Origin of the sequence: Kineococcus arenarius subsp. arenarius (assembly GCF_050871845.1) — a bacterium.
Taxonomy (GTDB): domain Bacteria; phylum Actinomycetota; class Actinomycetes; order Actinomycetales; family Kineococcaceae; genus Kineococcus.
Genome location: NZ_JBJLSE010000045.1, coordinates 1 through 23,656, shown reverse-complemented (window position 1 = coordinate 23,656; position 23,656 = coordinate 1). Strand labels below are relative to the sequence as shown.

The window sequence follows — 23,656 nt, the reverse complement described above, 5'->3', positions numbered from 1 at the left end:
AGGACGTGACCGAGGACGTGCCGGAGGACGTGGTGGCGCAGGTCGCCGCGTTCCTCGGCACGAGCACCGCACGAGCCCGGGGGCTGGCGCGCACCGCGCTGCCCCCGGGCTTCGTGCGTGCGGTGCGGGGCGCGGCCGGCCACGGGCCGGCGGTGCTGCTCGTGGAGGGCGCCACGGACGCGGCCGTGCTCACCGCGCTGCTGGACGGCCCCGTGGTCCTGGCCGTCGGCGGCAAGCACCTCCTGCCCGCGGCCGGGGCCGTCGCCGAGGCCCTGGGCGCCCGCTGGCACGCGCTCGTGGACGGCGATGCCGACGGCTGGCGGCGCGCCGCCAATCGCACCCGCACCCGGGCGGTGCACCGGCGCAGCACCGCCGCGGTGGTGCGGCTGCTGCCGCCGCCGCGGTGCACGGTGCTCCCCGACGACCTGGAGGCCGAACTGGCGCGCTGGCCCTCGTTCGTCGCCGCGCTGCACCGGCACGGCGGGCGGCTGAGCGGCCCGGGCGCCAAGGACCCCGCCCGCTACGCCGCCGCGGCCGCCGAGGCCCGCGCCGACGACGCCCCCGAACGCCTGCTGGCGCTGGGGCGCCTGCTGCGCTGAACCGCGCCTCCGGCGAGCCGCCGCCCCCGCGGCACGCGGGGGTGTCAGCCGCCCAGGCGGGCCGCCAGGCCGGTGGCGCGCGCCAGCGGGCGCCCCACCGCGGCGGTCACCGCCTCCACCGACCCCACCACCCGCACCCGGTGCCGGGCCCGCGTCACGGCGGTGTAGAGCATCTCCCGGGTCGCCAGCGGCGAGCGCGCCGGTGCCGCCAGCACCGTCACCGCCCCGAACTGCGAGCCCTGGCTGCGGTGCACCGTCATGGCGTGCACCGGCTCCACGGCCGCCAGGCGCGCCAGCGGCACCAGCAGCGGCCCGTCCCCGCGGCCCACGGCCACCACGAGGTCGCCGCCGCGCTCCAGCACCACCCCGGTGTCGCCGTTGAAGACGCCCGCCGCCGCGTCGTTCGTCGTCACGATCACCGGCAGGCCGACGTACCGGCCGTCCGGGCGCGGGCGGACCCCCAGCTCCTCCACCGACCAGCGGTGCGCCAGCGCGCTCCACTGCGACACGCCCCGCCCGCCGCGGCGGTGCGCGCACAGCACGCGGTGCGCGTCCAGCGCCGCCAGGGCGCCCTCGGCGTCGCCGCGGCGCGCCGCCTCTACCACGTCGCGGGCGCGCGCCACGACGTCGGCGCGCACCGCCTCCAGCGCCGCACCCGCCACGGCCTCGTCCTCGGCGACCTCGCAGAACTCCACGCCGTCGCCGCCGGCGCGCAGGACGTCCACCACCGCGTCCGCCCGCCCCGCGCGCACCGCGGCCGCCAGCTCCGCGATGGGGCCGCCGGCGGCGAAGCGGTGCGTGGTGCGCAGCAGGGCGACGCCGCCGGCGACGGTGCCGGCCGCCCCCGCGGGCCGCGACCCCGTGGCTGCCGCGTCCGTGGCCGCCGCGTCCGGGGCGCAGGCCCCCAGGGCGGGGGCGACCAGGTCGGCCAGGACGGCGCCGACCTCCACCGAGGCCAGCTGGTCGGGGTCGCCCACCAGCACCAGGTGCGCCTGCGGGCGCAGCGCCGCCAGCAGCCGCGCCACCACCCCCAGCCCCACCATCGAGGCCTCGTCGACGACGACGACGTCGTGCGGGAGCCGGTGCTCGGCGTCGTAGCGGGCGCGCACCGAACCCGGCCGCAGGCCCAGCAGCCGGTGCAGGGTGGAGGCGCTCGCCCCCGCCAGGAACGCCGCCTGCTCCGGGGTGAACACGCCCGGAGCCGCGGCCGCGGCCGTGACGGCCTCCGTCAGCCGCGCCGCCGCCTTGCCGGTGGGGGCGGCCAGCGCCACCCGCGGCGGCGCACCGTCGCCGGCCAGGTCGTGCAGGGCCGCCAGCAGCCGGGCCACCGTCGTCGTCTTGCCGGTGCCCGGGCCGCCGCCGAGGACCGCCACGCCCGAGCGCAGGCACACCTCCGCGGCGCGGCGCTGGTCGGACGGCTCGGCCTCGCCCGGCCACAACCGGTCCAGCACCTCGCGCACCCGCGCCGCGTCGTGGGCCGGCGGGTGCGCAGCGCGCCGGCGCAGGTCCTCGGCCACAGCGACCTCCAGCCGCCAGTACCGGTCCAGCCACAGCCCGTCGCCCGCGACGTGCACCGGGCGCGGCGGGCCGTCCCCGGCCGCGCCGGCACGCGCCGGGGGCTCGTCGTGCACGGTGGTCAGCGCGCTGGCGCGCACGGCGCTCAGCCAGCCGGCCGGCTCGGGCCAGGGGGCGTCCACGGCCCCGACGGCTCCGGTGTCCTCCTCGTCCTCCGGCACGACCGTCGTCGGCGCCTGCCCCAGGTGCAGGACCACGGAGCCGTGCCGCACCGCCCGCACCGCCAGCGCCACGGCCAGCAGGACCCGCTCGTCGTCCTCCCCCGCGACGGCGCCCAGCCGGCGGGCGACGTGGACGTCGGCGGCGCGCAGCAGGCCCAGGGCGTTGAAGTCGCGCAGCAGCCCGGTGGCGCTGCGCACCCGGGTGGCGGCGCGCTCCGCGTCGGGCACGGGGTCGGGCACGGAGCCGGGGACGTCCGCGGGCGCGGCGGTGCTCGTGCTCATCGGGCCCTCCCGGCCAGCAGGTCGGACAGGTCGGTCACCAGCGCCGCGGGTGGTCGCCACGACCACACGCCCGGCGGCGCGGCCGGCTCGCCGTGCGGACCGGTCGAGGTGGGCAGGTCCGGCCCGCACATGCCGCGCAGGAACAGGTACAGCACCCCGCCCAGGTGCGCGTCGGGGTCGTAGCCGGGCTGGCGCCAGCGCAGGAACCGATGCAGCGCCACGCAGTACAGCATGGCCTGCAGCGGGTAGTGGGCCTGCCGCACCGCGTCGTCGAGGGCCTCTCGGCGGTAGTGCCAGGCGGTCAGGGGCTCGCCGGGGCCGGCGAGGCGGTTCGTCTTGTAGTCCACGACGAGGTGGGCGGGCCCGTGCGGGCCCGGCCGGCGCAGCACGGCGTCGATGGAGCCGGTGAGGTACCCGCGCAGCACCTGCTCACCCAGGACCGGTTCCTCCAGGTCGGCGGCGTAGCGGTGCACGGGGTCGGCGGGGTCCAGGTGCTCGCGCAGCAGGCCCGCCACCTCCCCCAGCAGGGCGCCCGCCCCCTCCCCGGCCGCGTCGCCCCCGCCCAGCGGCAGCTCGAAGTCCAGCTCGGCCAGCCGGTCGGCGACCGCGAAGCCCTCCAGCGCCGCACCGCCGGCCAGCGGCCCCAGGGGGGTGCGCAGCACCGGCTCCAGCGCGGCGGCCAGGGGCTCGGCCAGCGGCCCGGCGAACTGCTCGCGCGCCAGCGCCGCCAGGTGCGGCCGGCGGTCGCCGACCGCGGGGTCGAACTCCTCCAGGACGGCGTGCACGAGGGTGCCGAAGCCCGCGCCGGCGGGCAGGTCCGCCAGCGGGGAGGGCACCTCGCGCCAGCGCTGCGCCAGCGGGTCCGCACCGGCCGGGCCGGGCGCGGCGGGGGCCTCCAGGTCGGCCTCGTCGAGGGCGCCCGGCTCCTCCGGCCCGGGGCGCACCGCCGGGGCGTCGTGCACCCCGCGCGTCAGCCCGCTGTAGGAGGTGCGCCGCCAGTGCGGGTCCACGCGCCCGGCGAAGACCGCCGGGGGCAGCGGCGCGGCGGGCGCGGGGGCGGGCAGGACCGGTGCCGGGGCACCGTCGCCGCCGGCGCGCTCCACGGCCACCCCGGTGCCCGGGCCGGCCAGGTGCTCCAGCGCCCGCAGGACGTCCGCCTCGGCGGGCACCGGCACCGACGGCGGCGGCGCGAGGGGGTCGGGTGCCAGCAGCAGCCGGTGCAGGGGGCTGGCGGCCGTGCACCGCGACGGGGCCCACCACACCAGCAGGCGCGAGACGGCGCGGGTCAGGGCCACGTACAGCAGCCGCAGCTCCTCGCCGGCGACCTCCTCGTCCTCGGCGGCGCAGGCCGCGGCGTAGCCGGGGCTGCCCGCGCCGCCCACGTGCAGGGTCCGCACCGCCGGGGCACCGGTGTGGGCCACGGGCAGGCGCTCGCGCGAGCCGGGCCCCGCCCCCGGAACGTCCCAGCCGAAGGGCACGCACACCACCTCGAACTCCAGGCCCTTGCTGGTGTGCACGGTGGCGACCTGCACGGCGGCCCGGTCGGTGTCCAGGCGCCGCGACCGCTCGGCGTCCACGTCGCGCTCGGCCCCGTCCACCCGCGCCCGCAACCACGACAGCAGCCCGGCCGGGCCGCGGTCGTGCGCGGCGGCCTCGGCGTGCAGCACCTCGCACACGTGGCGCAGGTCCGTCAGGCGCCGTTCGCCACCGGTGGTGGCCAGCAGGCGCGCGGGCAGGCCGTGCTCCTCGGCGACCGCGGCGAACAGCCCGGCCACGCCGCGCTCGGCCAGCACCGCCGTCCACGCCCGCAGCCGCACGGCGGCGTCGTCGGTGGCGCGCTCGCCGCCGGCGTCGAGCTCGTGCGCGGTGGAACCCACGAACGCCGACAGCACCAGGCGGCGCACCCGCGCCGTGCGGTGCGGCTGCTCGAGCGCCTCCAGCAGCACCAGCCAGTCCCGGGCGGCCTCGGTGCCGAACACGCTGGGGCCGCGGCTGAGCACGCACGGCACCCCGGCGTCCTGCAGCGCCTCCTGCACCAGGCGCGCCTGGGTGCGGGTGCGCACCAGGACGGCGACGTCCCCGGCGGCCAGCGCCCGTTCCGGGGAGCCGTCGCGGGGCCGCACCCGGTACCCGGCACCGAGCGCGGCGGCGACCTGGGCGGCGACGTCACCGGCCACCGCGGCACGGGCCCGCGCCAGCAGCGGGAGCCCGGCGCGGTCGGTGGGCAGGCCCGCGCGGGGCAGCACCCGCAGCCGCAGCGGCGCCGGGTCCTCGGCGCCGACGGCGTCCACGAGCGCGGCGCGCTCGCGCGCGGCCCGCACCTCGTGCACGGCGATCCCCTCCCCGCCCAGCACGGCCCCGCGCAGCACCCGCTGCACCCCGCGCAGCAGCGCGGGGTCGCTGCGCCGGTTCACGTCGAGGGTGGCCCCGTGGTCCGCGGCGGCGCGCGCGGCGAGGTAGCTGTGCACGTCGGCGCCGCGGAAGGCGTAGATCGCCTGCTTGGGGTCGCCGACGAGCACGAGCGGCCGCACCCCGTGGAAGGCCAGGCGCAGCACGTCCCACTGCACGGCGTCGGTGTCCTGGAACTCGTCCACGAGCACCACCCGGTAGCGCCGGCGCAGCCGCTGGCGGGCGACGGCGCCGCTGACGGGCGCGGCGAGCGCGTCGCGCAGCCGCACCAGCAGGTCGTCGAAGCCCAGCACGCGCCGGGCGGCGCGGCGGCGGGCCGCCTCGGCGCGCACCGCGGCGGCGAAGCGCACCCGCAGGTCCGCCGGGGAGCGCGGCTCCCGCTCGACGGGTTCCAGGCGCGCGTCGGCGCGCGCGGCGGCGGCGCGCGCCAGCCGCAGCGCGCAGGCGCGGTCGAAGGGCAGCGGCTCGCGCACCGCCCAGCGCAGGTAGAGGTCGTCGCTGACCTCCTCCACGAGGTCGGACAGGTCCTCCACGAGCGCGGCACCGGGGTCGACGTCGGCGGCCGTGCCCAGGCCGGTGAGGACCTGCTGGCAGAAGCCGTGCACCGTGGTGACGGTGGCCGCGTCGAAGGAGGCCAGCGCCGCGCCCAGGCGCTCGCGGCGGGCGGCGACCTCGGCGGGCGCGCCCGCGGCCAGGTGGCGCACCACGTCGTCGCCGTGCGCGGCGGCGGCCGCGGGGTCGGCCAGGGCGTCGCGGGTGCACAGCAGGCGCTCGCGCACGCGGGTGCGCAGCTCCCCGGTGGCGGCCCTGCCGAAGGTGACGACGAGCAGCTCGTCCACGCGGGCCGCGCCCTCGGCGACGTAGCGGGTGACGAGGCCGGCGAGGGCGTGGGTCTTGCCGGTGCCGGCGCTGGCCTCCAGCACGGTGGTGCCGGTGGGCAGCGGGCCGGTGGGGTCGAACGCGCTCACGCGGCCTCCAGGTGCCGGGCGGCCAGCAGGGGCTGCCACACGCGGCGGGCCAGTTCCGCGAAGGAGGCGGGGGTGCCGGGTGGGGCACCGGGGGGCGGGGTCCAGGCGAGCAGCTCGGCCACCGGCACGTCACTGCCCCACAGCAGCCGGTGCTCCTCGTCGGCGTCCTCGCGCGGCCAGTCCCAGCCGGACTCCCACTCGCGGGCGGCCGCGGCGGTGCAGTTCGCCGGCGACATCCCGCGCGCGGCGGCCGAGGCCCAGGCGTGGCCGGTGGCCACCGGCAGCGGCAGCGGCAGGCGCAGGCCGGTGAGCCGCAGGGCCAGCAGGTCCGTCAGCGCCCGGCGCGCCGCGTCCGGCGGCACCGGCCCGAGGCGGACCACGGCGGTGCTGCCGCGCTCGCCGCGGCCCACGACGACGGCCGCGCGGGGCGTGTCCGGTTCGGCCAGGGTGAGCGCGAGGACCTCCACCCAGGCGCGCAGCTCCTGCTTGGCCTTGAGCCGGGAGTAGGTGACGGTGACCGCCGCGGCGGCCGGGCCGGCGCCGGCCGGGCGCACCCCGCGCACCGCACCGCTCAGCCGGGTGCCGTCCAGCTCCAGGTCGACCTCGACGGTGCGGGCGGGCGCCGCGGTCCAGGGCGCGGCGGCGGCGACGAGCTGCTCGACCGCGCCGCCGACGCGGCGCAGCACGGCGGTGCCGAGCAGCCCGGGCGGCAGGTCGCCGCGGGCGGTCTCCAGGCGGGCCACGTCGGCGGCGGGGGTGCCGGCCAGCCGCGCCGCGAGGCAGCGGTCGCCCACGGCCCACTCGGCCAGCCCGTCCAGCTGCACGGGCAGGGCGTCGACGGGTTCCTCGGCGCGGGTGTCGGCGGCGACGTCGAGGCGCTGGCGCAGGAACCCGCGCGCGGGGTGCTGCCAGAACCGCACGAGGGCGTCGAGGTCGACCTCGCGGGCCCCGGCGGGGTCCGCGGTGGGCTCGGGCAGGGCCCGGGGCAGGAAGGGGGCGGGCGGGCGGGGTGCGGCCGCGGCGGCCACGGCCCCCGCGCGGGCGGTGGTGTCGAAGCTGAACGCCCCGTCGCGGCCGAGGGCGCCGTCGGTGAAGTTGCGCGCGTCGCTGGGCTGCAGGGGGTGCTGCACGAGGACGCGGTCGCGCACCCGGCCGCCGTCGGCGGGGGCCAGGGCGTCGAGGGCGTCGAGCAGCTCACCCACGGGCACGGCCGGGGGCAGGGCGGCGCCGGTGCGCACGTCGCGCCCGGTGAACAGGACCAGCAGGTGCTGGCGCGCGGCGAGGACGGCGTCGAGGAAGGCCTGGCGGTCCTCGCTGCGCGGGTCCCGGTCGCCCACGTGCGGTGCGCGGGCCAGCGGGTCGTCGCCGTCGGGGGCACCGGTGCGGGGGAAGGCGTCGTCGTCCACGCCCAGCAGGCACACCACGCGGTGCGGCACCGCGCGCAGCGGGCCGGGGGCGCACACGGTCAGCGCCCCGGTGCGGAACGGCACGCGGGTGGCGCCGCCGGGGCGAGCGGCGAGCAGGGCGGCGGCGTCGGCGGGCCCGACGGGGGCGGCGCCGGAACGGGCGGCGCGCTCGCGCACCCGGCCCAGCTCGCGGCGCACCTGCGCCTGCCACCAGGCGGCGTCGGCGGGGCTGTCGCCGAGGTCGAGCACGCCCTCCAGCAGCGCGTCGCACCACTGCGCGACGGTGCGCCGGCCCGTGAGCCGCTCCACGGCGGCCTCGAGCCGGTCCAGCAGCTCGGCGAAGCGGCCGGCGAGGTCCACGCGGCTGGACTCCACGTCGGACAGCGGGGCCACCGGGTCCTCCCGCCCCGCGGAGGGCAGCAGGTCGCCGCCGAGGGCGACGCCGACGAGGAGCCGGTCCAGCCCGGCGCGCCAGGAGCCCTGCCGCACCTCCCCCAGCCGCCAGGCGCTGCGGTGCGCGGGGCCCAGGCCCCAGTGCACGCCGGCCTGCACGACCCACTCCCGCAGCTGCTCCAGCTCCTCGTCGTCGAAGCCGAAGCGCAGCCGCACCGGCTCGGAGGCGGCCAGGTCGAGCACCTCGGTGGCTCCGGCGCGCCCGGCGGCGAGGTCCAGCAGCCGGGCGGCCAGCGCCAGCAGCGGGTTGGCCTGCAGCGGGGAGCGCTCGGCCACGGACACCCGCAGCGCCGCGCCGGGGTGGCTGTCGGCGGCGAACACGGCGCTGACGACGGGGGCGTAGGCGTCGACGTCGGGGCACACCACCAGCACGTCGCGCGGTTGCAGGGTGGGGTCGGCGTCCATGAGGCCGAGCACCGCCTCGCGCAGCACCTCCACCTGCCGCGTGCGGCCGTGGCAGGCGTGCACCTGGACGGAGCGGTCGGCGGCCTCCAGGGGCTCGGGGGCGGCAGCGGGCTCGTCGGCGGCCAGGGCCCGCTGCAGGCGGCCCAGCAGGGTGGCGGGAGCGGGCGACGGGGCCGGGGGCTCGTGGAGGGTGTCGGCGTGGCCGGGGGCGAGCCGGGTCAGCCGCACCTGCAGCTCGCGCACCTCGCGCGAGCAGGACCGCAGCAGCGGGTGGCGCACGAGCTCGCCGGCCTCCCGCTCCCAGCGGTCGCGGGAGGGGTCGTCGGTGCTGGCCCGGGCGCGCGGGGCGAGCGCGTCCCACAGCCGCGGGGAGGGGTGCGGCAGCCACAGGTGCACCTCGCGGTGCTCGGCGAGCGCGGCGAGCACCTGCAGGTGCGCCGTCGCCAGCGGGGCGACGGCGACCACGCCCAGGCGGGCGGGCACCCCGGGCACCGGCGCCCCGGCGCGCAGCTGCGCGCACGCCTCCGCGAGCAGCTCGGCGGGTGCGGGGACGCCCGCGCACCCGCGCACGCGCCGGAACACCTCCGGCCACCAGCGCAGGTCCTCCGGCAGGTCAGCGGCCGCGGCGGGGTCGCGGGCCCAGCGGGCCGGCAGCTCGGGGCGGGCCGCGCCGCAGCGGTCCAGCAGCACGGCGAGTCGGGTGGCGACGGCCACGCGGCCGGCGCGGGGGGTGGCCTCGTCGGTGGCGGCCTCGCGCAGGTGGTGGCGCAGCGCGGCGAGGGGGTCGCCGGGGCCGGCCGGGGGTTCTCCGGCGATCTCGTCCAGCACCTGCAGCAGGTGCCAGGGCAGGGCGTCGGCCTCCCAGCCGCTGATCGACTCGGCGTGCCGGGGGCCGAGCGCGGCCACGACCTCGTCCAGGAGGGTGGCGGTGCCGCGGAAGTCCACGCCGGCGCACACGCCGTCCGCGGCCGGCCCGCCGGGCGCGGAGGCGCCGAGGTGGTGCGACAGCCGCTGCGCGACCCACCGCTCGGTGCCGGCCGCGCCCACGGCCAGCAGCTCGGGGGCGAACGGGTCGGCGCCGGGCGCCGGGTGGGCGAGGACCCCGGCGAGCGCCGTGACCAGGGCCTCGGCGTCCCGGGAGCGGTGGACGTGCAGCACCCGCACTGTCTACCCGACGTCCCCGACACCGCCCGGGCCCGGGCGGCTCAGCGGCGGGAGCCGGGGCCGCGGCTCAGAACCGGCGGTCCAGGGAGCGGCGGCGCACCATGCGCTCGACGCGGTCGAACTCGCGGCGCAGCGGGGTGGAGCAGAACTCCCCCAGGGTGACGCCGGCGGCCAGGGCCAGGGCGGTGCCGAGGGCCTCCACGAGCAGCGCCAGGCCGGCGGAGGTGCCCCCGCCGACGAGCGTGAAGATCGCCCGGTAGATCGCCAGGCCGGGCAGCAGCGGGACGATGCCGCAGATCGACACGACCAGGCCCGGCACCCGCCAGCGCCAGGCGGTGCCCTCGGCGAGCAGCCCGACGACCAGCGCGGCCACGCCGGCGGCGGCCGCGGACCCGGCACCGGCGGCCAGGGCGGCGGCGGAGACCGCGGAGGCGGTGCCGCCGGCGAGGGCGGCCAGGGCCACGGCGCGGGCGTCAGCGTAACCGGTCACCGCCCACGCCAGGGCGGCGGCCGCCCCGGCGACGACCTGGACGAGGACGGGTGGCGTCGTGGTGACGGCGAAGGTGAGGGTGAGGGTGATGCCGGCGCGCTGTCCGAGGTCCAGGACCCCGGCGATGCCCAGGACGAGGCCGGCGGTGAGCACCACGGTCTCGAAGGCGCGGGCGCCGGCGGTGACGTAGAAGCCGGAGATGGCGTCCTCGGCGGAGCCGACGATGGACAGCCCGGCCAGCAGCACGACGATGCCCGAACCCACCACGAGGGAGGGCGGCAGCACCCCGATCCACTCCGGCAGGTGCGGTTGCCACAGCAGCAGCGCCAGCGCGACGCAGGTGGCCAGGGCCGCGCCGGCGACCTGCTGGAAGAACGCCGGCAGGCCGCGGCGGTGCAGCGCGAACAGGAGCACCTGCAGCGCGCCGGTGGTGAGGGCGGCGGCCACGGCCACCGGCCAGCCGCCGCCGAGCACCACCGCCACGGACACGGCCAGGCCGATCGCGCCGAGGGAGGCCACGGCGCCGCGGTAGGGGCGCCGGGCGGTGAGCAGCCGCTTGAGCCGGTCGTCGAGCTCGGCGGCGTCCAGGCCCGTGCCGGCCTCGTGGGCGAGCTCGTACAGGGCGGACAGCCGGGAGTAGTCGGTGCCGCGGACCTGCACGACGCGCACGTCGGTGAGGGGCACGCCGTCGGCGCCGGTGGTGGAGACGACGACGGCGGTGAAGGTGATGTCGACCTGGGTGCGCCGGAGGCCCGCGCCGACGGCGGCGCGCAGCGTGAGGGCGGTGACGTCGGCGGCGGAGGCACCGCACGACAGCAGCGCCTCGGCCATGCGGGTCAGGGAGCGCAGGGCCGCCAGGACGTGCTGCTGCTGGTCGGGCACGGCGTCGTCGGGGGTGTCGGCACCGGCGGGCACGTGCCCGGCGAGGCGGCCGGCGAGGCGGGTCAGCCCACCGCGGAGCGTCCCGGTCAGGGCGCGGCCGGGCGACCCGCGGCCGGGCAGGAGCAGGGGCACGTGCAGGACGCTACCCGGCGCCGGGTGCCGGGCGGCACACCGCCTCGTGCTCCCCGCCGCGCCGTCCTCGCCCTCCTCGCCCTCCTCGCCCCTCGCGGTGATCATGCACGCTTGAAGCTTCAACCGTGCATGATCACCGCAGGGGCGAGGAGGTGGGACGGCGGGTCAGCAGGGCAGGGCCAGGTCGGCGACGACGGCGGCGGGAGCCTCCTCGCAGCCGACTCCGGCGGTGCCCAGGGACACGACCCGCCACGCGCCGGCGGCGTGGTGCAGCACGGCGGTGGCCGGGTCCAGGGCGGCCGGGTCGGCCGGCTCCAGGAGGGCGGCGGCCCAGGCCGGGTCGCTGTCGGCGGTGCGCACGCCGGTCACGGCGTAGGCGTCCGCGGGGACGCCGGCGGCCTGCGGGCTGGTGGTCACCGCGAGGGCGATCTCCTGCGCGGTCGCGGCGGGGGCGGGGCCGGCCGCGGCGGGGGCCGTGGCGGCGAGCAGCGCCAGGGCCCCGGCCGCGGGGGCGGTCAGGGCCAGGGCGGTGCGGCGGGTGCGGGTCACGGGTCCTCCTCGGTCGCGTCCCGGTGCCGGCGCGGGGCGGTCCCGCTGCGGTGCGACGCACCCCTGGGACGTGCGCCGGCCCCGGCCGGTTGCACCGGGGCGCGCACCCGCACGGGTCCTGCACGCCGCGCCCACCGCGCGCACAGCTCGCTCACACGTGGGTGCCGGCGATCTCCCCGAGGTCACCCGAGCGGGCCTTGCGCCGCCGGCGGACGTCCAGGTGCCGCACCACGGGCGCGGCGCTGGCGCCGTGCACCAGCACCGACAGCGCCACGGTGAACCCGACGGCCGCCCACAGCCGGTCGGCGGGGAACCGCCCCTCCCCCAGCGCCCAGGACAGGTAGAACAGCGAGCCGACGCCCCGCACGCCGTAGGCGGCGATGACCGAGCGCTCGCGGGGACCGCCGCGGGTGCCCAGGAGGCTGACGTAGCCGACCGCGGGCCGGATCACCAGGACCAGCAGGACGCCCACGGCGGCCAGCTGCCAGGTGAGGGCGGACAGCAGCCCGTCGGCGAGCGCGGCTCCCAGCAGCAGCAGGAGCCAGGAGGTGAGCATGCGCTCGACCTGCTCCACGAACCGGTGGGCGACGCGGTGGGCGCCGTGGGAGCGCTCCGCCGAGCGGATGGCGCAGGCCGCGACGAACACGGCGAGGAAGCCGTAGCCGTGCAGCAGCTCCGCGAGGCCGTAGGCGAGGAACGTGACGGCGAGCGCCGTGAAGCCCTCCACGTCGTCGGCCAGGCGCAGGGACGGCAGGGCGGAGCGGAAGAACATCGCGCCCAGCAGCTTGCCGACGCCCAGGCCGACGGCCACGCCGACGACGGTGCGCAGCAGGAGGTCCTCGAGGGCCCAGCCGCCGAGCGCGCCGGCGGTGGCACCGGCGGTGGCGAGCACGACCGCCAGGTGCACGACGGGGAAGGCGGCGCCGTCGTTGAGCCCGGCCTCGCTGGTCAGGGCGAAGCGCACCTCGTCCTCGGTGGCCTCCTCGTCGGCGGGCTCGCCCACCTGCACGTCGCTGGCCAGGACGGGGTCGGTGGGGGCCAGGGCGGCTCCCAGCAGGACGGCCGCCGCGACGGGCAGGCCGGCCAGGGCGCTTCCGGCGAGGGCGACCAGCGCGATGGTCAGCGGCATCGCCACGAGGATGAGCCGCCAGGTGCTGGCCCACCTGCGCCAGCCGACGGGGCGGTCCAGCGCCAGGCCGGCGCCCATCAGCGAGATGATGACGACGATCTCGGTGACGTGCGCGGTGACGGCCTCGTGCTCCATGGGCCTCACGGCCGGCAGGCCCGGCACGAGGCCCAGCAGGACACCGCCGGCCAGGAACGTCATGGGCAGGTTGACCGGCAGCCGGTCCACCACCCTGGGGAGCATCGCGGCGACGAGGGCGCTGGCCCCGGCGAGGGCGAAGAGGACGGCGTAGAGCACGGGGTTCCCGTCGTGGGGTCGAGCGCCGTGGGACCGAGCGCGGTGGGGTGGGGGGTGCGGACGGCCCGTCGCCGGTCCGTGGTGGACCGGCGACGGGCCGGGGGTGCGCGGGGTGCGGTCGGGTCAGCGACCGAGACCGGCGCGGTCCACGCGGCGGTGGAAGCGCATGCCGGCCAGGCCGCCGAGGATCGCGCCGACGAGGGCGACGACGACGGCGCCGATGAGCGTCAGGACGGACTCGGCGGTCAGCGACCCGAGGTCGGCGGGGATGCGCGGGAAGCTGTTGAGCTGGCCGAGGACGTCGTAGGAGCTGCCGGCGACGGCGGCGAGGACCGCGACGACGATCGCGACGACGATCGCCCAGGCCCACACGGCCACGCCCTGCTTGGCGCCGTTGAACCGGGCCATGCGGCCGGCGACGTACCCGCCGCAGAGGTAGGCGACGAACAGCACGACGAGCAGGGCGATCGCCCCGGCCAGGCCGATGGCGCCGGCGTTCCCCTGCGCCTGGTTCGCGATGGTGCCGACGGCGTCGGCGGGGGTGCCGCTGGTGGTGGCCAGGCCGATCGCGGTGCCGGTGGCGGCGAGGAGGGCGGTGAGCAGCACGGCGGTGCCGGTGGCGGTGAGCCAGCCGAAGAACGCCGAGCCGACCTTGACCCCGCCGAAGGCGTTCTTCTCCCGCTCGACGACCTCCTTGCGGTTCAGCGTCGGGCCGTGCTCGACGCTGAGGCGGTCGGGCGCGGGGGACGTGGTGGCCTGCTGAGCGGGCCTGCCGTTGGGGCGGGCGCTGCTCGCGCCGTCGCGGGCGCCGTCGCGGGGGGCGTCGGCGGCGTGCGATCCGTCGCTCGGGGTGCTCACGAGGGCCTCCAGGGTCGATGCTCCGCACCGGGGGTCCCCCGGCACTCCTCGAGTGTTGCCGCGGCCCGCCGGTGCGGCCACTCGAAGAGGGCCGCGTCAGCGGCTGCCGAGCAGCTCGCCCAGGTCCCGGCACAGCTGCCGCGCGGCGCGGTCCGCGGCGGCGGAGACGGGTCCCATGCCGAAGAACCCGTGCACGAGGTCGTCGTAGCGGCGCAGCACCACCCGCACCCCGTCGGCGGCCAGGGCCTCGGCGTAGGCGGTGCCCTCGTCGCGCAGCGGGTCGAACCCGGCGACGCCGACGACGGCGGGCGGCTGCCCCGCCAGGGACGGCGCGTCCAGCGGCGCGTACCGGACGTCGGCGGGGTCGCCGCGGTAGTGCCCGTCGAACCAGCGCAGGGCGTCGAGGTCCAGCACGGGCGCGTCGGCGTTCTCGTGCACGGAGGGGAACTCCCGTCCTCCCGAGACGGCCGGGTAGACGAGCAGCTGGGCGGCCAGCCCCTCCCCCGCGGGCGACTGCGCGGCCACCGCGGCGAGGTTGCCGCCGGCGCTGTCGCCGGCGACGGCGACGCGCTCGGGGTCGCCGCCGAGAGCTGCGGCGTTCTCGCGCACCCAGGCGGTGGCGCTGACGGCGTCGTCGGGTGCGGCGGGGAACGGGTCCTCGGGGGCGAGCCGGTAGGCGACCGAGACGACGAGCGCGCCGGACTCGGCGGCCAGCATCCGCGCCTGCCCGTCGTGGGTGTCCAGGTCGCCGGTGACCCAGCCGCCGCCGTGGAAGAACACCACCACCGGCGGGGCGCCGTCGCCGCCGGCCGGCCGGTACAGGCGGGCGGGCAGGTCGCCGACCGCTCCCGGCACGGTGGTGTCCTCGACGGCCGACACCGGTCCCCACCAGGCGGGGTCGACGTCCGCACCGGTGAGGCTGCCGCCGCTGCGCACCTGCGCGGGGGTGAGCGCGCTCAGCGGGGGCAGCCCCGCGGCGGCGTAGCGCTGCACGAGGTGGGCGATCTGCGGGTCCAGCTGCGTCACGGGTGCTCCGTCCCTCCCGGGCGCCCGGCCGGCGCCGACCGCGGCCCAGTCTGCGCGCTCGGCACCGGACGCGCCCGGCGACGGCCTCGGACCGCCCGGCGCGGGACCGTCGCCGGCGGGGCCGTGTCACACCCCGGCCCGCCGGGTCGTCAGGTCGTCGCCGGTGCGCGCCGGGCGGCCGGGGAGCGGAGGAGGACGACGTGAGGGTGGCGGTGGCCGGCGGGACCGGCCTGGTGGGCGGGCTCCTGGTGGCGCAGCTGGTGGCGGCCGGGGTGCAGGCGGTGCCGCTGGCCCGCTCCCGCGGGGTGGACCTGGTGTCCGGGTGCGGTCTGGACGCGGCGCTGCGCGGCGCGGACGCGGTCGTGGACGTCTCCAGCACGGCCGGCGCGTCGCGGCGCGCGGCGGTGGGGTTCTTCGCCGCGGCCACGGCGAACCTGCTGGCGGCGGCGCAGCGCGCCGGGGTGCGGCACGTGGTGGTGCTCTCGGTCGTGGGTGCCGACCGCGTCGACCTGGGCCACTACCTGGGCAAGCGCCGCCAGGAGGAGCTGCTGGCGGCGGGCCCGGTGCCGTGGACGCTGCTGCGCTCCACCCAGTTCCACGAGTTCGCGCAGCAGCTGCTGGGCCGGGTCCCGGGCCCGCTGGTACCCGTGCCGGTGGCGCCGTACCAGCCGGTGGCGGCGCGCGAGGTCGCCGCCCACCTGGCCGGGCTCGCGCAGCAGCCGGCGGCGGGGGTGGTGCCGCCGATCGCCGGCCCGGAGGTGCTGCGGTCGCCGGACGCCACGCGCCGGGTGCTGGCGGCGCTCGGCCGGCGCCGCCTCGTCGTGCCGCTGCGGGTGCCGGGCCCCACGGGCCGGGCCCTCGCGGCCGGGGCGCTGCTGCCGGCGGGTCCGCACGTCACCGGTACCGTCACGCTCGCCGAGCACCTGGAGGAGCTGTGCTGACGCCGCACCGCGACGACACCACCGGGGAGACCACCGGGGAGCGCGCCGAGGAGCGCGCCGAGGAGCTCGCGCGGCAGTGGGTGCGCCAGCGCGGCAGGCTCGTCGGCGTCGCCTACGCGGTGCTCGGTTCGCGCGCGGAGGCCGAGGACGTCGTCGCCGACTGCTGGCTGCGCCTGGTGGGCGCCGACGCCGCAGAGCGGGTGCGCGACGTGGAGGCGTGGGCGACGGTCGCGGTGGCTCGCCGCGCGCTGGACGTGCTGCGCTCGGCGCGCTCGCGGCGGGAGAGCTACGTCGGGCCCTGGCTGCCCGAGCCGCTGCTCACCGGCGGCCCGGGGGGCGACCCGGCGGACCGGGTCACGCTGGACGAGCGGGTGAGCTACGCCCTGATGGTGGTGCTGGAGACCCTCACGCCCGCCGAGCGCACGGCGTGGGTGCTGCACGAGCTGTTCGGGGTGCCCTTCGCGGACGTGGCGCGCGCGGTGGGGCGCAGCCCGGCGGCCGTGCGGCAGCTGGCCAGCAGGGCTCGCGCCCACGTGGCGGCGGGCGCGGGCCGCGTCGAGGTGGACCCGGGCGAGCACCGCCGGGTCACCGCCGCGTTCCTGGCGGCGACCGCCGGCGGTGACCTGGGTGCGCTGCTGGCCCTGCTGGACCCCGCCGTCGTGCTCACCAGCGACGGCGGCGGCGTCGTGAGCGCCGCGCGCCGCAGCGTGCACGGCGCCGACCGGGTCGCCCGGTTCCTCGCGGGCCTGGCCCGCAAGCGCCTGGGCGGGGCGACCGTGCGCGTCGTGCGGGTCAACGGCGGGGCGGGCTTCGCGGTGGCGGGCGCCTCCGGGACGGTGCTGGTCGGCGCCCTGACGGTGGTGTCGGGCACCGTGCGGCGCGTCGACCTCGTCCTCAACCCCGCCAAGCTGCCCGCCGCACCGCCCGCCGCACCGCCCGCCGCACCGCCCGCCGGTGCGCCGCCGGTGCGGGCGGGGGCGTGAGCCGCCTCAGCCCGCCCGCTCCAGCAGCGTGACGACCTCGACGTGCTCGGTCTGGGGGAACATGTCCAGCACCCGCGCCCGCACCGGCCGCAGCGACGGCATCGCGGCGAGGTCGGCGGCCAGGGTGGCGGGGTTGCAGCTGGAGTAGACGACGTGCCGCACGCGGGAGCGTTCCAGCCAGTCGCGCAGCTCGGCACCGATGCCGCGCCGCGGCGGGTTGACGACGACGAGGTCGGGGGCCTCGGCGGCGTCGAGCGCGAAGCGGGTGGCGTCGCCGGCGAGGAACTCCACGTCCCGCAGCCCGGCGGCGCGTGCCGCGGAGCGGGCGCTCTCGACGGCCTCGGCGCTGACCTCCACGCCGGTCACGCGCCGGCCCGGGGCGGCGCAGTGCAGGGCGAACCCGCCGACGCCGCAGTACAGGTCCCACGCGCTGGCCGGGGCGGCCTCGTCCACCCACTCGGCGACCTGCGCGTACAGCGCCCGCGCCACCGGGGAGTTCGTCTGGAAGAAGCTCTGCGGGCGCAGGTCCAGGTCGACGGCGCCCATGGGCATCCGCAGCGTGGTGCGCTCGGTGAGCGCGACCTCGGTCTCGCCCTCGACGACGGCCCTGTGCTCGGGCAGCAGGTTGGCGGTGACGACGACGGCCTGCGGCAGCTCGCGCCGCAGCTGCGGCAGCTCGCGGCGCAGCGCCCCCAGCTGCTGCCGGGAGCGCAGCACGAAGCGGACCATGAGCTCACCGGTGGGCGACTCGGTGACCAGGACGTTCTTCAGCTCCCCGCGGCGGTTCGGCACGTCGTAGGGCTCGAGCCCGGCGCGGGCGATGGACCGCGCGATCACCGGCAGCGCGGCGCGGATGCCCGGCGTGCACACGCCGCAGCGGCGCAGGTCCACGCCGCGCCCGCCGGCGTCGAGGATGCCGAGGGTGGGGCGGCGCGCGGTGCCGCCCACCACCATCTTCGCCTTGTTGCGGTAGCCGGACTCGGCGCTGCGCACCGCGGGCAGCCACCGCAGCTGCGGCTGCTCCCCCAGCAGCTCGCGGCAGCGCCGCTCCTTGGCCTCGACCTGGCGCGGGTAGGGGGTGCCCATCAGCGTGCACGAGCGGCACGCGCCGGCGTCGAGGTAGGAGCACTGCACGGTCTGACAGGGTAGGCGGCCGCGCGGGGGGCTCAGTCCCGCTCGCCGCTCCACCCGCGCTGGTAGACGTCCGGGATGCCGTCGGCGTCGGCGTCGACGCGCTCGGCCTCCTCGATGCGCCGGTAGGTGCGGTTGCGGCTGCTGAGCAGCGCGGCGGCCAGCAGGGCGGCGACCGTGGAGCCCAGCAGGACCCCGAGGGTGACGTGCTGGCCGGCCTCGGTGCCCTCGCCGAAGGCCAGGGAGCCGATGAGCAGCGAGACGGTGAAGCCCATGCCGGCGAGGATCCCGACGCCCACCACGTCGACCCAGGACAGCTGCTCGTCCAGCTCGGCGCTGGTGAGCTTGGCCATGAGGAAGGTGGTCAGCACGATGCCGATGGGCTTGCCGACGACGAGCCCGAGGATGACGCCGAGCGCGACCGGGTCGCCGAGGGCGTCGACGAAGCCGGAGGCCCCCTCGATGGCCACGCCGGCCGCGAAGAGCGCGAAGACGGGCACGGCGAACCCGGCGGACAGCGGGCGCCACACGTGCTCGAAGTGCTCGGCGAGGCCGGGACCGGCGTCCGGGCCGCCGGCGGCGTCGCTGCGCAGCACCGGCACCGACAGGCCCAGCAGCACGCCCGCGACGGTGGCGTGCACCCCGGAGGCGTGCACCAGGCCCCACGTCAGCAGCGCCAGGGGGATCAGCAGCCACGGCGAGCGGACCCGCTTCTGCACGGCGAACGCGAACAGCGCCAGCGGCACGAGCGCCAGCAGCAGCGGCAGCGGGGCGAGGTCGTCGGTGTAGAAGATCGCGATGACGGTGATGGCGAGCAGGTCGTCCACCACCGCGAGGGTCAGCAGGAACGTGCGCAGCCCGGAGGGCAGGTGGCTGCCGATGACGGCGAGGACGCCCAGGGCGAAGGCGATGTCGGTGGCGGTGGGGATCGCCCACCCGGACAGGGCGCCCTCGGGCCCGTCGCCCAGGGAGTTCACCAGGACGTAGACCCCGGCGGGCACGGCCATGCCGCCGACCGCGGCCGCGATCGGCAGCGCGGCGGCGCGCGGGTTGCGCAGGTCGCCGGCGACGAACTCGCGCTTGAGCTCCAGGCCGGCGATGAAGAAGAAGATCGCCAGCAGGCCGTCGGCGGCCCAGTGCTCGACGGACAGGTCCAGGTGCAGGGCCTCGGGGCCGAAGTGGAACTGGCGCACCGACTCGTAGGTGTCGCCGGGCAGGTTCGCCCACACCAGCGCCAGCGCGGTGGCGACCAGCAGCAGCGCCCCGCCCACGGTCTCGGTGCGCAGGACCTCCGCGATGCGGCGCGCCTCGGGCCAGGAACCGTAGCCGAACAGGGGTGTGCGGCGGCGGGCTTCGTCTCGGGTGGGCGGGTTGTGCGTCACGGGCCGAGTCTCTCCAGGGGTCGCTGACGGGATCGCCGACCAGACTTCCCGGCACACCTGGAGCCCACCCTAACGGCCGCCTCCCGCGCCGCACCCGTGCCGCGCCCTCGCGCGAGGACGGGCCGCGTTCCCCGTCCGTTCACCCGCGCCTCGCCCGCGCGCCGCCCGCGGCTCCTACGGTGCGGCTGTGGACGACCCCCGCACGAACCGGAGGCGCGGACCCCGGTGAGGAAGCTCGTCGGCGCCGTCCTGACGGTGCTCCTGGTCGCGGCGACCGCGACGCTGTTCGTCCTGGACCGCCGCAGCGGCTCGGCCGACGCCGCAGCGGGGCCGGTGACCACCCTGCGCGGGGTGATCGGCTCGGAGAAGGAGGCCTTCTTCGACGACCCGCGCGTGCGCGAGGCGCTGTCCGCGCACGGCCTGGCCGTCGAGGTCGACACCGCCGGCAGCCGGCAGATCGCCACCGACGTCGACCTGGACGGGTACGACTTCGCGTTCCCCTCCTCCGCACCGGCGGCGCAGCGCATCGCCGAGAGCACCGGCGCGACCGGCGTCTCCTCGCCGTTCTGGTCGCCGATGGTCGTGGCCACCCACGAGCCGGTGGTCCAGCTGCTGGCCCGCAACGGCGCCGCGTCCCGGGACGCCGACGGGGTGTGGCACCTGGACCTGGCGGCGTACCTGGCGATGGTGCGCGAGGGCACCCGCTGGAACGAGCTGGAGGGGGCGGCGCAGCTGTACGACTCCCCGCGCGCGGTCCTCATCACCTCCACCGACGTGCGCACCTCCAACTCCGCCGCGATGTACCTGGCGGACGCCGCCTGGGTCCTCAACGGCGGCGTGGTCACCACGCGCGAGCAGCAGGAGGCGGTGCTGCCGCAGCTGTCGCACCTGTTCCTGACGCAGGGGTTCTCGGCCGCCTCCTCGGAGGAGCCGTTCGGCGACTACCTGTCCCAGGGCGCCGGGGCGCTGCCGCTGGTGATGGCCTACGAGGCGCAGTTCGTCGGCGAGGCGGCACGGGCGGACGGCTCGCGGCTCGGAGCGGACGCGGTGCTGGCCTACCCGGACCCGACGGTGGCCTCCAAGCACACCCTCGTCGCCCTGGACCCCGGCGCCGAGCGCCTGGCGGACCTGCTGGCCACCGACCCGGACCTGACCGCGCTGGCCGCCGAGCACGGGTTCCGCACCGGGGACGGCTCGGCGCTGGCGGGCGTCGCCGCGCAGCACGGCGTCACCGTGCAGCAGTCCCTGACCGACGTGGCCGACCCGCCCTCGTTCGGGGTGCTGGAGGCGCTGATCGACGCCGTCGCCGCGGGCTACGGCGCGTGAGGAGGACCGTGCGGACGAGCAGGCGGACGAGCGCCCGCGACACCCCGAGGCGCGGTGCGCTGGCCGCCCTGGCCGCCGCGCTCGTGCTGGCCGGGTGCACGTCCGACCCGGCGCGCGGCGCCGAGGGCGCGGCCACGCCCAGCGGCCCGCGCGCGGACGTCCTGCGGGTGCTGGCCGGCTCGGAGCTGCGCGACGTCGAGCCGGTGCTGGCCGGTGTCGCCGAGCGCACCGGCGTGCGGGTGGAGCTGACGTACACCGGGACGCTGGAGGGCACCCAGCTCGTCGCGGACGGCGCCGCCGCCGGCTACGACGCCACCTGGTTCCCCTCGAACGACCACCTGGCGCTGCTGGACGGCGGTCGTGCGGCCGTCGCCCGCTCCGAGGACGTCATGTCCTCACCGGTGGCGCTCGGCGTGGCGCACGCGACGGCGCTCGAGCTGGGCTGGGTGGGCCGCTCGCCCACGTGGGCGGAGGTCGTCGACGCCGCCGACGACGGCCGGCTGCGCTACGGCATGACCTCGCCGGTGTCCTCCAACAGCGGTTTCGCCACGCTGGTGGGCGCCGCCACCGCGCTGTCCGGCACGGGCACCGTGCTGGCCGAGCAGGACGTGGCGGCCGTGGCCGGGCAGCTGCGGCGCCTGACCCGCGGGCACGCGCTGACCGCGGGCTCCACCGGGTTCCTGGTGGAGCGGTTCACCGCGGACCCGCGGGGCGTGAACGCCCTGTTCGGGTACGAGTCGGTGCTGCGCCCGCTGCGCGCCGGCGGGGAACCGCTGGACGTCCTGACCCCCTCCGACGGCACCCTGACCGCCGAGTACCCCCTGACGCTGCTGCGCTCGGCGGGCGAGGAGCAGGGCCGGGCCTACGACGCGGTCGTGGCCGACCTGCTGAGCGAGCCGGTGCAGCGCGAGCTGGCCGCCACCGGCCGGCGCACCACCGCCGGGGGCCCGGCGGCCGCGGCCGACGTCTACGAGCTGCCCTTCCCCAACCGCCTGAGCACCGTGCGGGCGCTGCTGAGCGCCTGGCAGAGCGAGATCAAGAAGCCCTCGGACGTGGTGTTCGCCGTGGACACCTCCGGTTCGATGGACGGCGAGCGGCTGACGCAGCTGCAGGGCGCGCTGGCCGCCCTCACCGTGCCCGACGGCGACGCGGGCGGTGCACCGGGCCAGGGCCTGCTGGCCTTCCAGGCCCGCGAGAACGTCCACTACGTGGAGTTCGCGGACGCGGTGAAGTCCCGCGGGACGTTCGCGGTGGACCCGGCCGACCGCGTCGGCAGCCTGGCCCGGATCCGGGAGTGGACCGCCTCCCTGCACGCGCAGGGCGGCACCGCGATCCACGACTCGCTGCGCGTGGCGTACGAGGAGGCGCTGTCGGTCCTGGAGGCCGACCCGGAGCGCTTCGTCAGCGTCACGCTGTTCACCGACGGCGAGAACACCGACGGGGGCACCCTGGCGGACTTCCGCGCCTGGCACGCCCGGCAGGCAGCGGCCGGGCGGCCGGTCGCCTCCGTCCCCACGTTCGTCGTCGTCTTCGGCGAGGCGGACCCGGCCGAGACGGCCGAGCTGGCGGCGCTGACCGGCGGCGAGACGTTCGCCGCCGGGGAGGCCGCCGCCCTGGCCGGCGTCTTCGAGGAGATCCGTGGCTACCAGTGACCGCCCCGCCCGCGCCCGCCTGGACGCGCTGGGCAGCACCGCCCACCTCGCCGGCGGCGGCGCGGGGCTGCTCGCCCTGCTGGCGGGGTTCGCCGCCACGCAGCACCCGCTGGTGGCGGTGGGCACGAGCGCGGTGGGGTACGTCTCCGGCTACCTGCTGTGCCCGGGGCGGGCGCGCACGCCGGCACCGCCCCCCGGGCCGGGCGGGACGGGCGCGGACGACGGTGCCGCGCAGGTGCGCGCCGGGCTGGAGGCGTCGGGGCGCGCGCTGGAGGCGCCCGGCCTGCCCGCGGACGTGGCGCGGGCGGGCCGGGCCGTCGTGGACGTCGCGGCGGAGGTCCTGGGGCGGTGGGACCGGCTGGACCCCCTGTCCCCCGACGCCCGCACCGTGCAGACCGTCCTCGCCGAGCACCTGCCCGCCGCCGTCGCCGCCTACCGGGACGCGGCGGGCGGGCCGGCGGGCTCCGGTGAGCAGCGCGCCCGCACCGAGGTGCTGGAGCAGCTGGTGCTGCTGCGCACCGCGGTGGCCGCGGTGCGCGACCGGCTGCAGCGGCGGGCCGAGGAGGACCTGGCCGTGCACGGCGACTTCCTGCGGGACAAGTTCTCCCGCGGGGCCCTGGACCTGGGGGCGGCGCGCGACCCGCGCGAGCCGTCCGGCTGAGCGCCGCTCAGAACACCGAGCCCGGCTCACCGGCCGGCCCGGCACCGGCCGCGTCGGCCTGCTGCCGCCCGACGGCGGCCCCCATCCACGTCTCGCAGGTCCAGCCGGCCCCGGGGTCGCCGCGCAGGTCGACCACGCCGGTGTTCAGCAGGCCGGTGCTCAGCACGAAGCGCGGTGACAGGCCCCGGGCCCGCACCGCCGCCCAGGTGCGGATCGCGGCCCCGTGGCTGACCACGGCCAGGGTGTCGGCACCGGCCTCGCGGGCGCGGGCGGCGGCGGCGTCGATCGCGGCGTCGTAGCGCTCGAAGAAGGCTCGCCCGTCGGGGGCCCCGGGCAGGGCGGCAGCCAGGTCGCCCTGCACCCAGGCGGTCACGACGGCGAAGTAGCGGGCGACGGCCTCGTCGTCGCCGCGCATCTCCACCTCACCGGCCTCGATCTCGCGCAGACCGCCGTCGACGGCCACCTCCAGGCCGAGGTGGGCGGCCAGCGGCGCCGCGGTCAGCTGCGCGCGCACCTGGGTGGACGCGGTGATCGCGCCGATCCCCTCCGGCCCGAGGGTGTCCACGAGGGATGCCGCCTGCTCGCGGCCGAGCTCGGTCAGCCCAGGGCCGGGCACACCGGTGTCGAGCAGGTGCAGGACGTTCGCGGGGGTCTGGCCGTGGCGGACGAGCAGCAGGCGCACGCCCCCACCCTGCCACCCGCCGCCCGCGCGTCCTCCCGCCCCTCCCCCCCCCGGGGGGGGGGGGGGGGGGGGGGGGGGGGGGGGGGGGGGGGGGGGGGGGGGGGGGGGGGGGGGGG

General features: G+C 78.9%; 17 protein-coding genes. 6 read left to right on the top strand and 11 right to left on the bottom strand.

From position 1 onward, the window contains the following. Positions 1 to 5 precede the first annotated feature (5 nt). Complete coding sequence (locus ACRYM0_RS12265; RefSeq protein WP_432505438.1) at positions 6 to 599, top strand: hypothetical protein; 594 nt, start codon at positions 6 to 8, stop codon at positions 597 to 599. Positions 600 to 643: 44 nt separating this feature from the next. Here the strand turns inward: ACRYM0_RS12265 and recD are convergent, their stop codons facing one another. The 8 genes from recD to ACRYM0_RS12225 all read right to left on the bottom strand — a co-directional run bounded on the left by recD (position 644) and on the right by ACRYM0_RS12225 (position 14,782). Next, positions 644 to 2,617, bottom strand: a complete 1,974-nt coding sequence (recD, locus tag ACRYM0_RS12260; RefSeq protein ID WP_432505436.1) for an exodeoxyribonuclease V subunit alpha — start codon at positions 2,615 to 2,617, stop codon at positions 644 to 646. Next, entirely contained in the window at positions 2,614 to 5,994 is a 3,381-nt protein-coding gene (locus ACRYM0_RS12255; protein WP_432505434.1) for a UvrD-helicase domain-containing protein, read from the bottom strand. Before ACRYM0_RS12255 ends, recD begins: the two co-directional genes overlap by 4 nt. Next, the gene (recC, locus tag ACRYM0_RS12250) at positions 5,991 to 9,416 is read right to left on the bottom strand and encodes an exodeoxyribonuclease V subunit gamma (RefSeq protein WP_432505432.1); all 3,426 of its coding nucleotides are present in this window, start codon (positions 9,414 to 9,416) and stop codon (positions 5,991 to 5,993) included. Before recC ends, ACRYM0_RS12255 begins: the two co-directional genes overlap by 4 nt. Positions 9,417 to 9,489: 73 nt before the next feature. Beyond that, positions 9,490 to 10,926: a threonine/serine exporter family protein gene (locus ACRYM0_RS12245; RefSeq protein WP_432505430.1), complete on the bottom strand. Its 1,437-nt coding sequence runs from the start codon at positions 10,924 to 10,926 to the stop codon at positions 9,490 to 9,492. 165 nt (positions 10,927 to 11,091) lie between these two features. Next, positions 11,092 to 11,475 (bottom strand): hypothetical protein, encoded by a 384-nt coding sequence (locus ACRYM0_RS12240; protein ID WP_432505428.1) that lies wholly within the window; start codon positions 11,473 to 11,475, stop codon positions 11,092 to 11,094. Between the two features lie 151 nt (positions 11,476 to 11,626). Beyond that, a complete protein-coding gene (locus tag ACRYM0_RS12235; protein WP_432505426.1) occupies positions 11,627 to 12,898 on the bottom strand; it encodes a cation:proton antiporter in 1,272 nt (423 codons plus the stop codon). 123 nt (positions 12,899 to 13,021) lie between these two features. Further along, a complete protein-coding gene (locus tag ACRYM0_RS12230) occupies positions 13,022 to 13,756 on the bottom strand; it encodes a hypothetical protein (protein WP_432505424.1) in 735 nt (244 codons plus the stop codon). A gap of 96 nt (positions 13,757 to 13,852) precedes the next feature. Continuing rightward, positions 13,853 to 14,782, bottom strand: a complete 930-nt coding sequence (locus tag ACRYM0_RS12225) for an alpha/beta hydrolase (protein WP_432505422.1) — start codon at positions 14,780 to 14,782, stop codon at positions 13,853 to 13,855. Between the two features lie 200 nt (positions 14,783 to 14,982). On the opposite strand from ACRYM0_RS12225, the gene ACRYM0_RS12220 reads away from it, so the two are divergent. Both ACRYM0_RS12220 and sigJ read left to right on the top strand, forming a co-directional pair. Further along, on the top strand, positions 14,983 to 15,723 hold the full coding sequence (locus ACRYM0_RS12220; RefSeq protein ID WP_432505420.1) for an SDR family oxidoreductase: 741 nt from the start codon (positions 14,983 to 14,985) through the stop codon (positions 15,721 to 15,723). Further along, on the top strand, positions 15,717 to 16,706 hold the full coding sequence (gene sigJ / locus ACRYM0_RS12215; RefSeq protein WP_432505418.1) for an RNA polymerase sigma factor SigJ: 990 nt from the start codon (positions 15,717 to 15,719) through the stop codon (positions 16,704 to 16,706). The genes ACRYM0_RS12220 and sigJ overlap by 7 nt, the downstream gene beginning before the upstream one ends. Positions 16,707 to 16,712: 6 nt before the next feature. On the opposite strand, the gene rlmC is transcribed toward sigJ, so the two are convergent. Both rlmC and nhaA read right to left on the bottom strand, forming a co-directional pair. Then, complete coding sequence (gene rlmC / locus ACRYM0_RS12210; protein ID WP_432505416.1) at positions 16,713 to 17,840, bottom strand: 23S rRNA (uracil(747)-C(5))-methyltransferase RlmC; 1,128 nt, start codon at positions 17,838 to 17,840, stop codon at positions 16,713 to 16,715. A 32-nt stretch (positions 17,841 to 17,872) separates the two neighbouring features. Further along, on the bottom strand, positions 17,873 to 19,219 hold the full coding sequence (gene nhaA / locus ACRYM0_RS12205) for a Na+/H+ antiporter NhaA (protein ID WP_432505414.1): 1,347 nt from the start codon (positions 19,217 to 19,219) through the stop codon (positions 17,873 to 17,875). Between the two features lie 225 nt (positions 19,220 to 19,444). Between nhaA and ACRYM0_RS12200 the strand changes: the two genes are divergently transcribed. The 3 genes from ACRYM0_RS12200 to ACRYM0_RS12190 are packed head-to-tail and all read left to right on the top strand — an operon-like array spanning position 19,445 to position 22,858. After that, entirely contained in the window at positions 19,445 to 20,545 is a 1,101-nt protein-coding gene (locus ACRYM0_RS12200; RefSeq protein ID WP_432505412.1) for a hypothetical protein, read from the top strand. A gap of 8 nt (positions 20,546 to 20,553) precedes the next feature. After that, positions 20,554 to 22,197, top strand: a complete 1,644-nt coding sequence (locus ACRYM0_RS12195) for a vWA domain-containing protein (RefSeq protein WP_432505410.1) — start codon at positions 20,554 to 20,556, stop codon at positions 22,195 to 22,197. After that, the gene (locus tag ACRYM0_RS12190) at positions 22,184 to 22,858 is read left to right on the top strand and encodes a hypothetical protein (RefSeq protein ID WP_432505408.1); all 675 of its coding nucleotides are present in this window, start codon (positions 22,184 to 22,186) and stop codon (positions 22,856 to 22,858) included. The genes ACRYM0_RS12195 and ACRYM0_RS12190 overlap by 14 nt, the downstream gene beginning before the upstream one ends. 7 nt (positions 22,859 to 22,865) lie before the next feature. Here ACRYM0_RS12190 and ACRYM0_RS12185 read toward each other — a convergent pair whose 3' ends face one another. Beyond that, complete coding sequence (locus ACRYM0_RS12185; RefSeq protein ID WP_432505407.1) at positions 22,866 to 23,540, bottom strand: histidine phosphatase family protein; 675 nt, start codon at positions 23,538 to 23,540, stop codon at positions 22,866 to 22,868. Positions 23,541 to 23,656 lie beyond the last annotated feature (116 nt).

Excerpts from the sequence above, each read along its gene's own strand:
- recD (WP_432505436.1), bottom strand. The coding sequence starts at position 2,617 with ATGAGCACGAGCACCGCCGCGCCCGCGGACGTCCCCGGCTCCGTGCCC.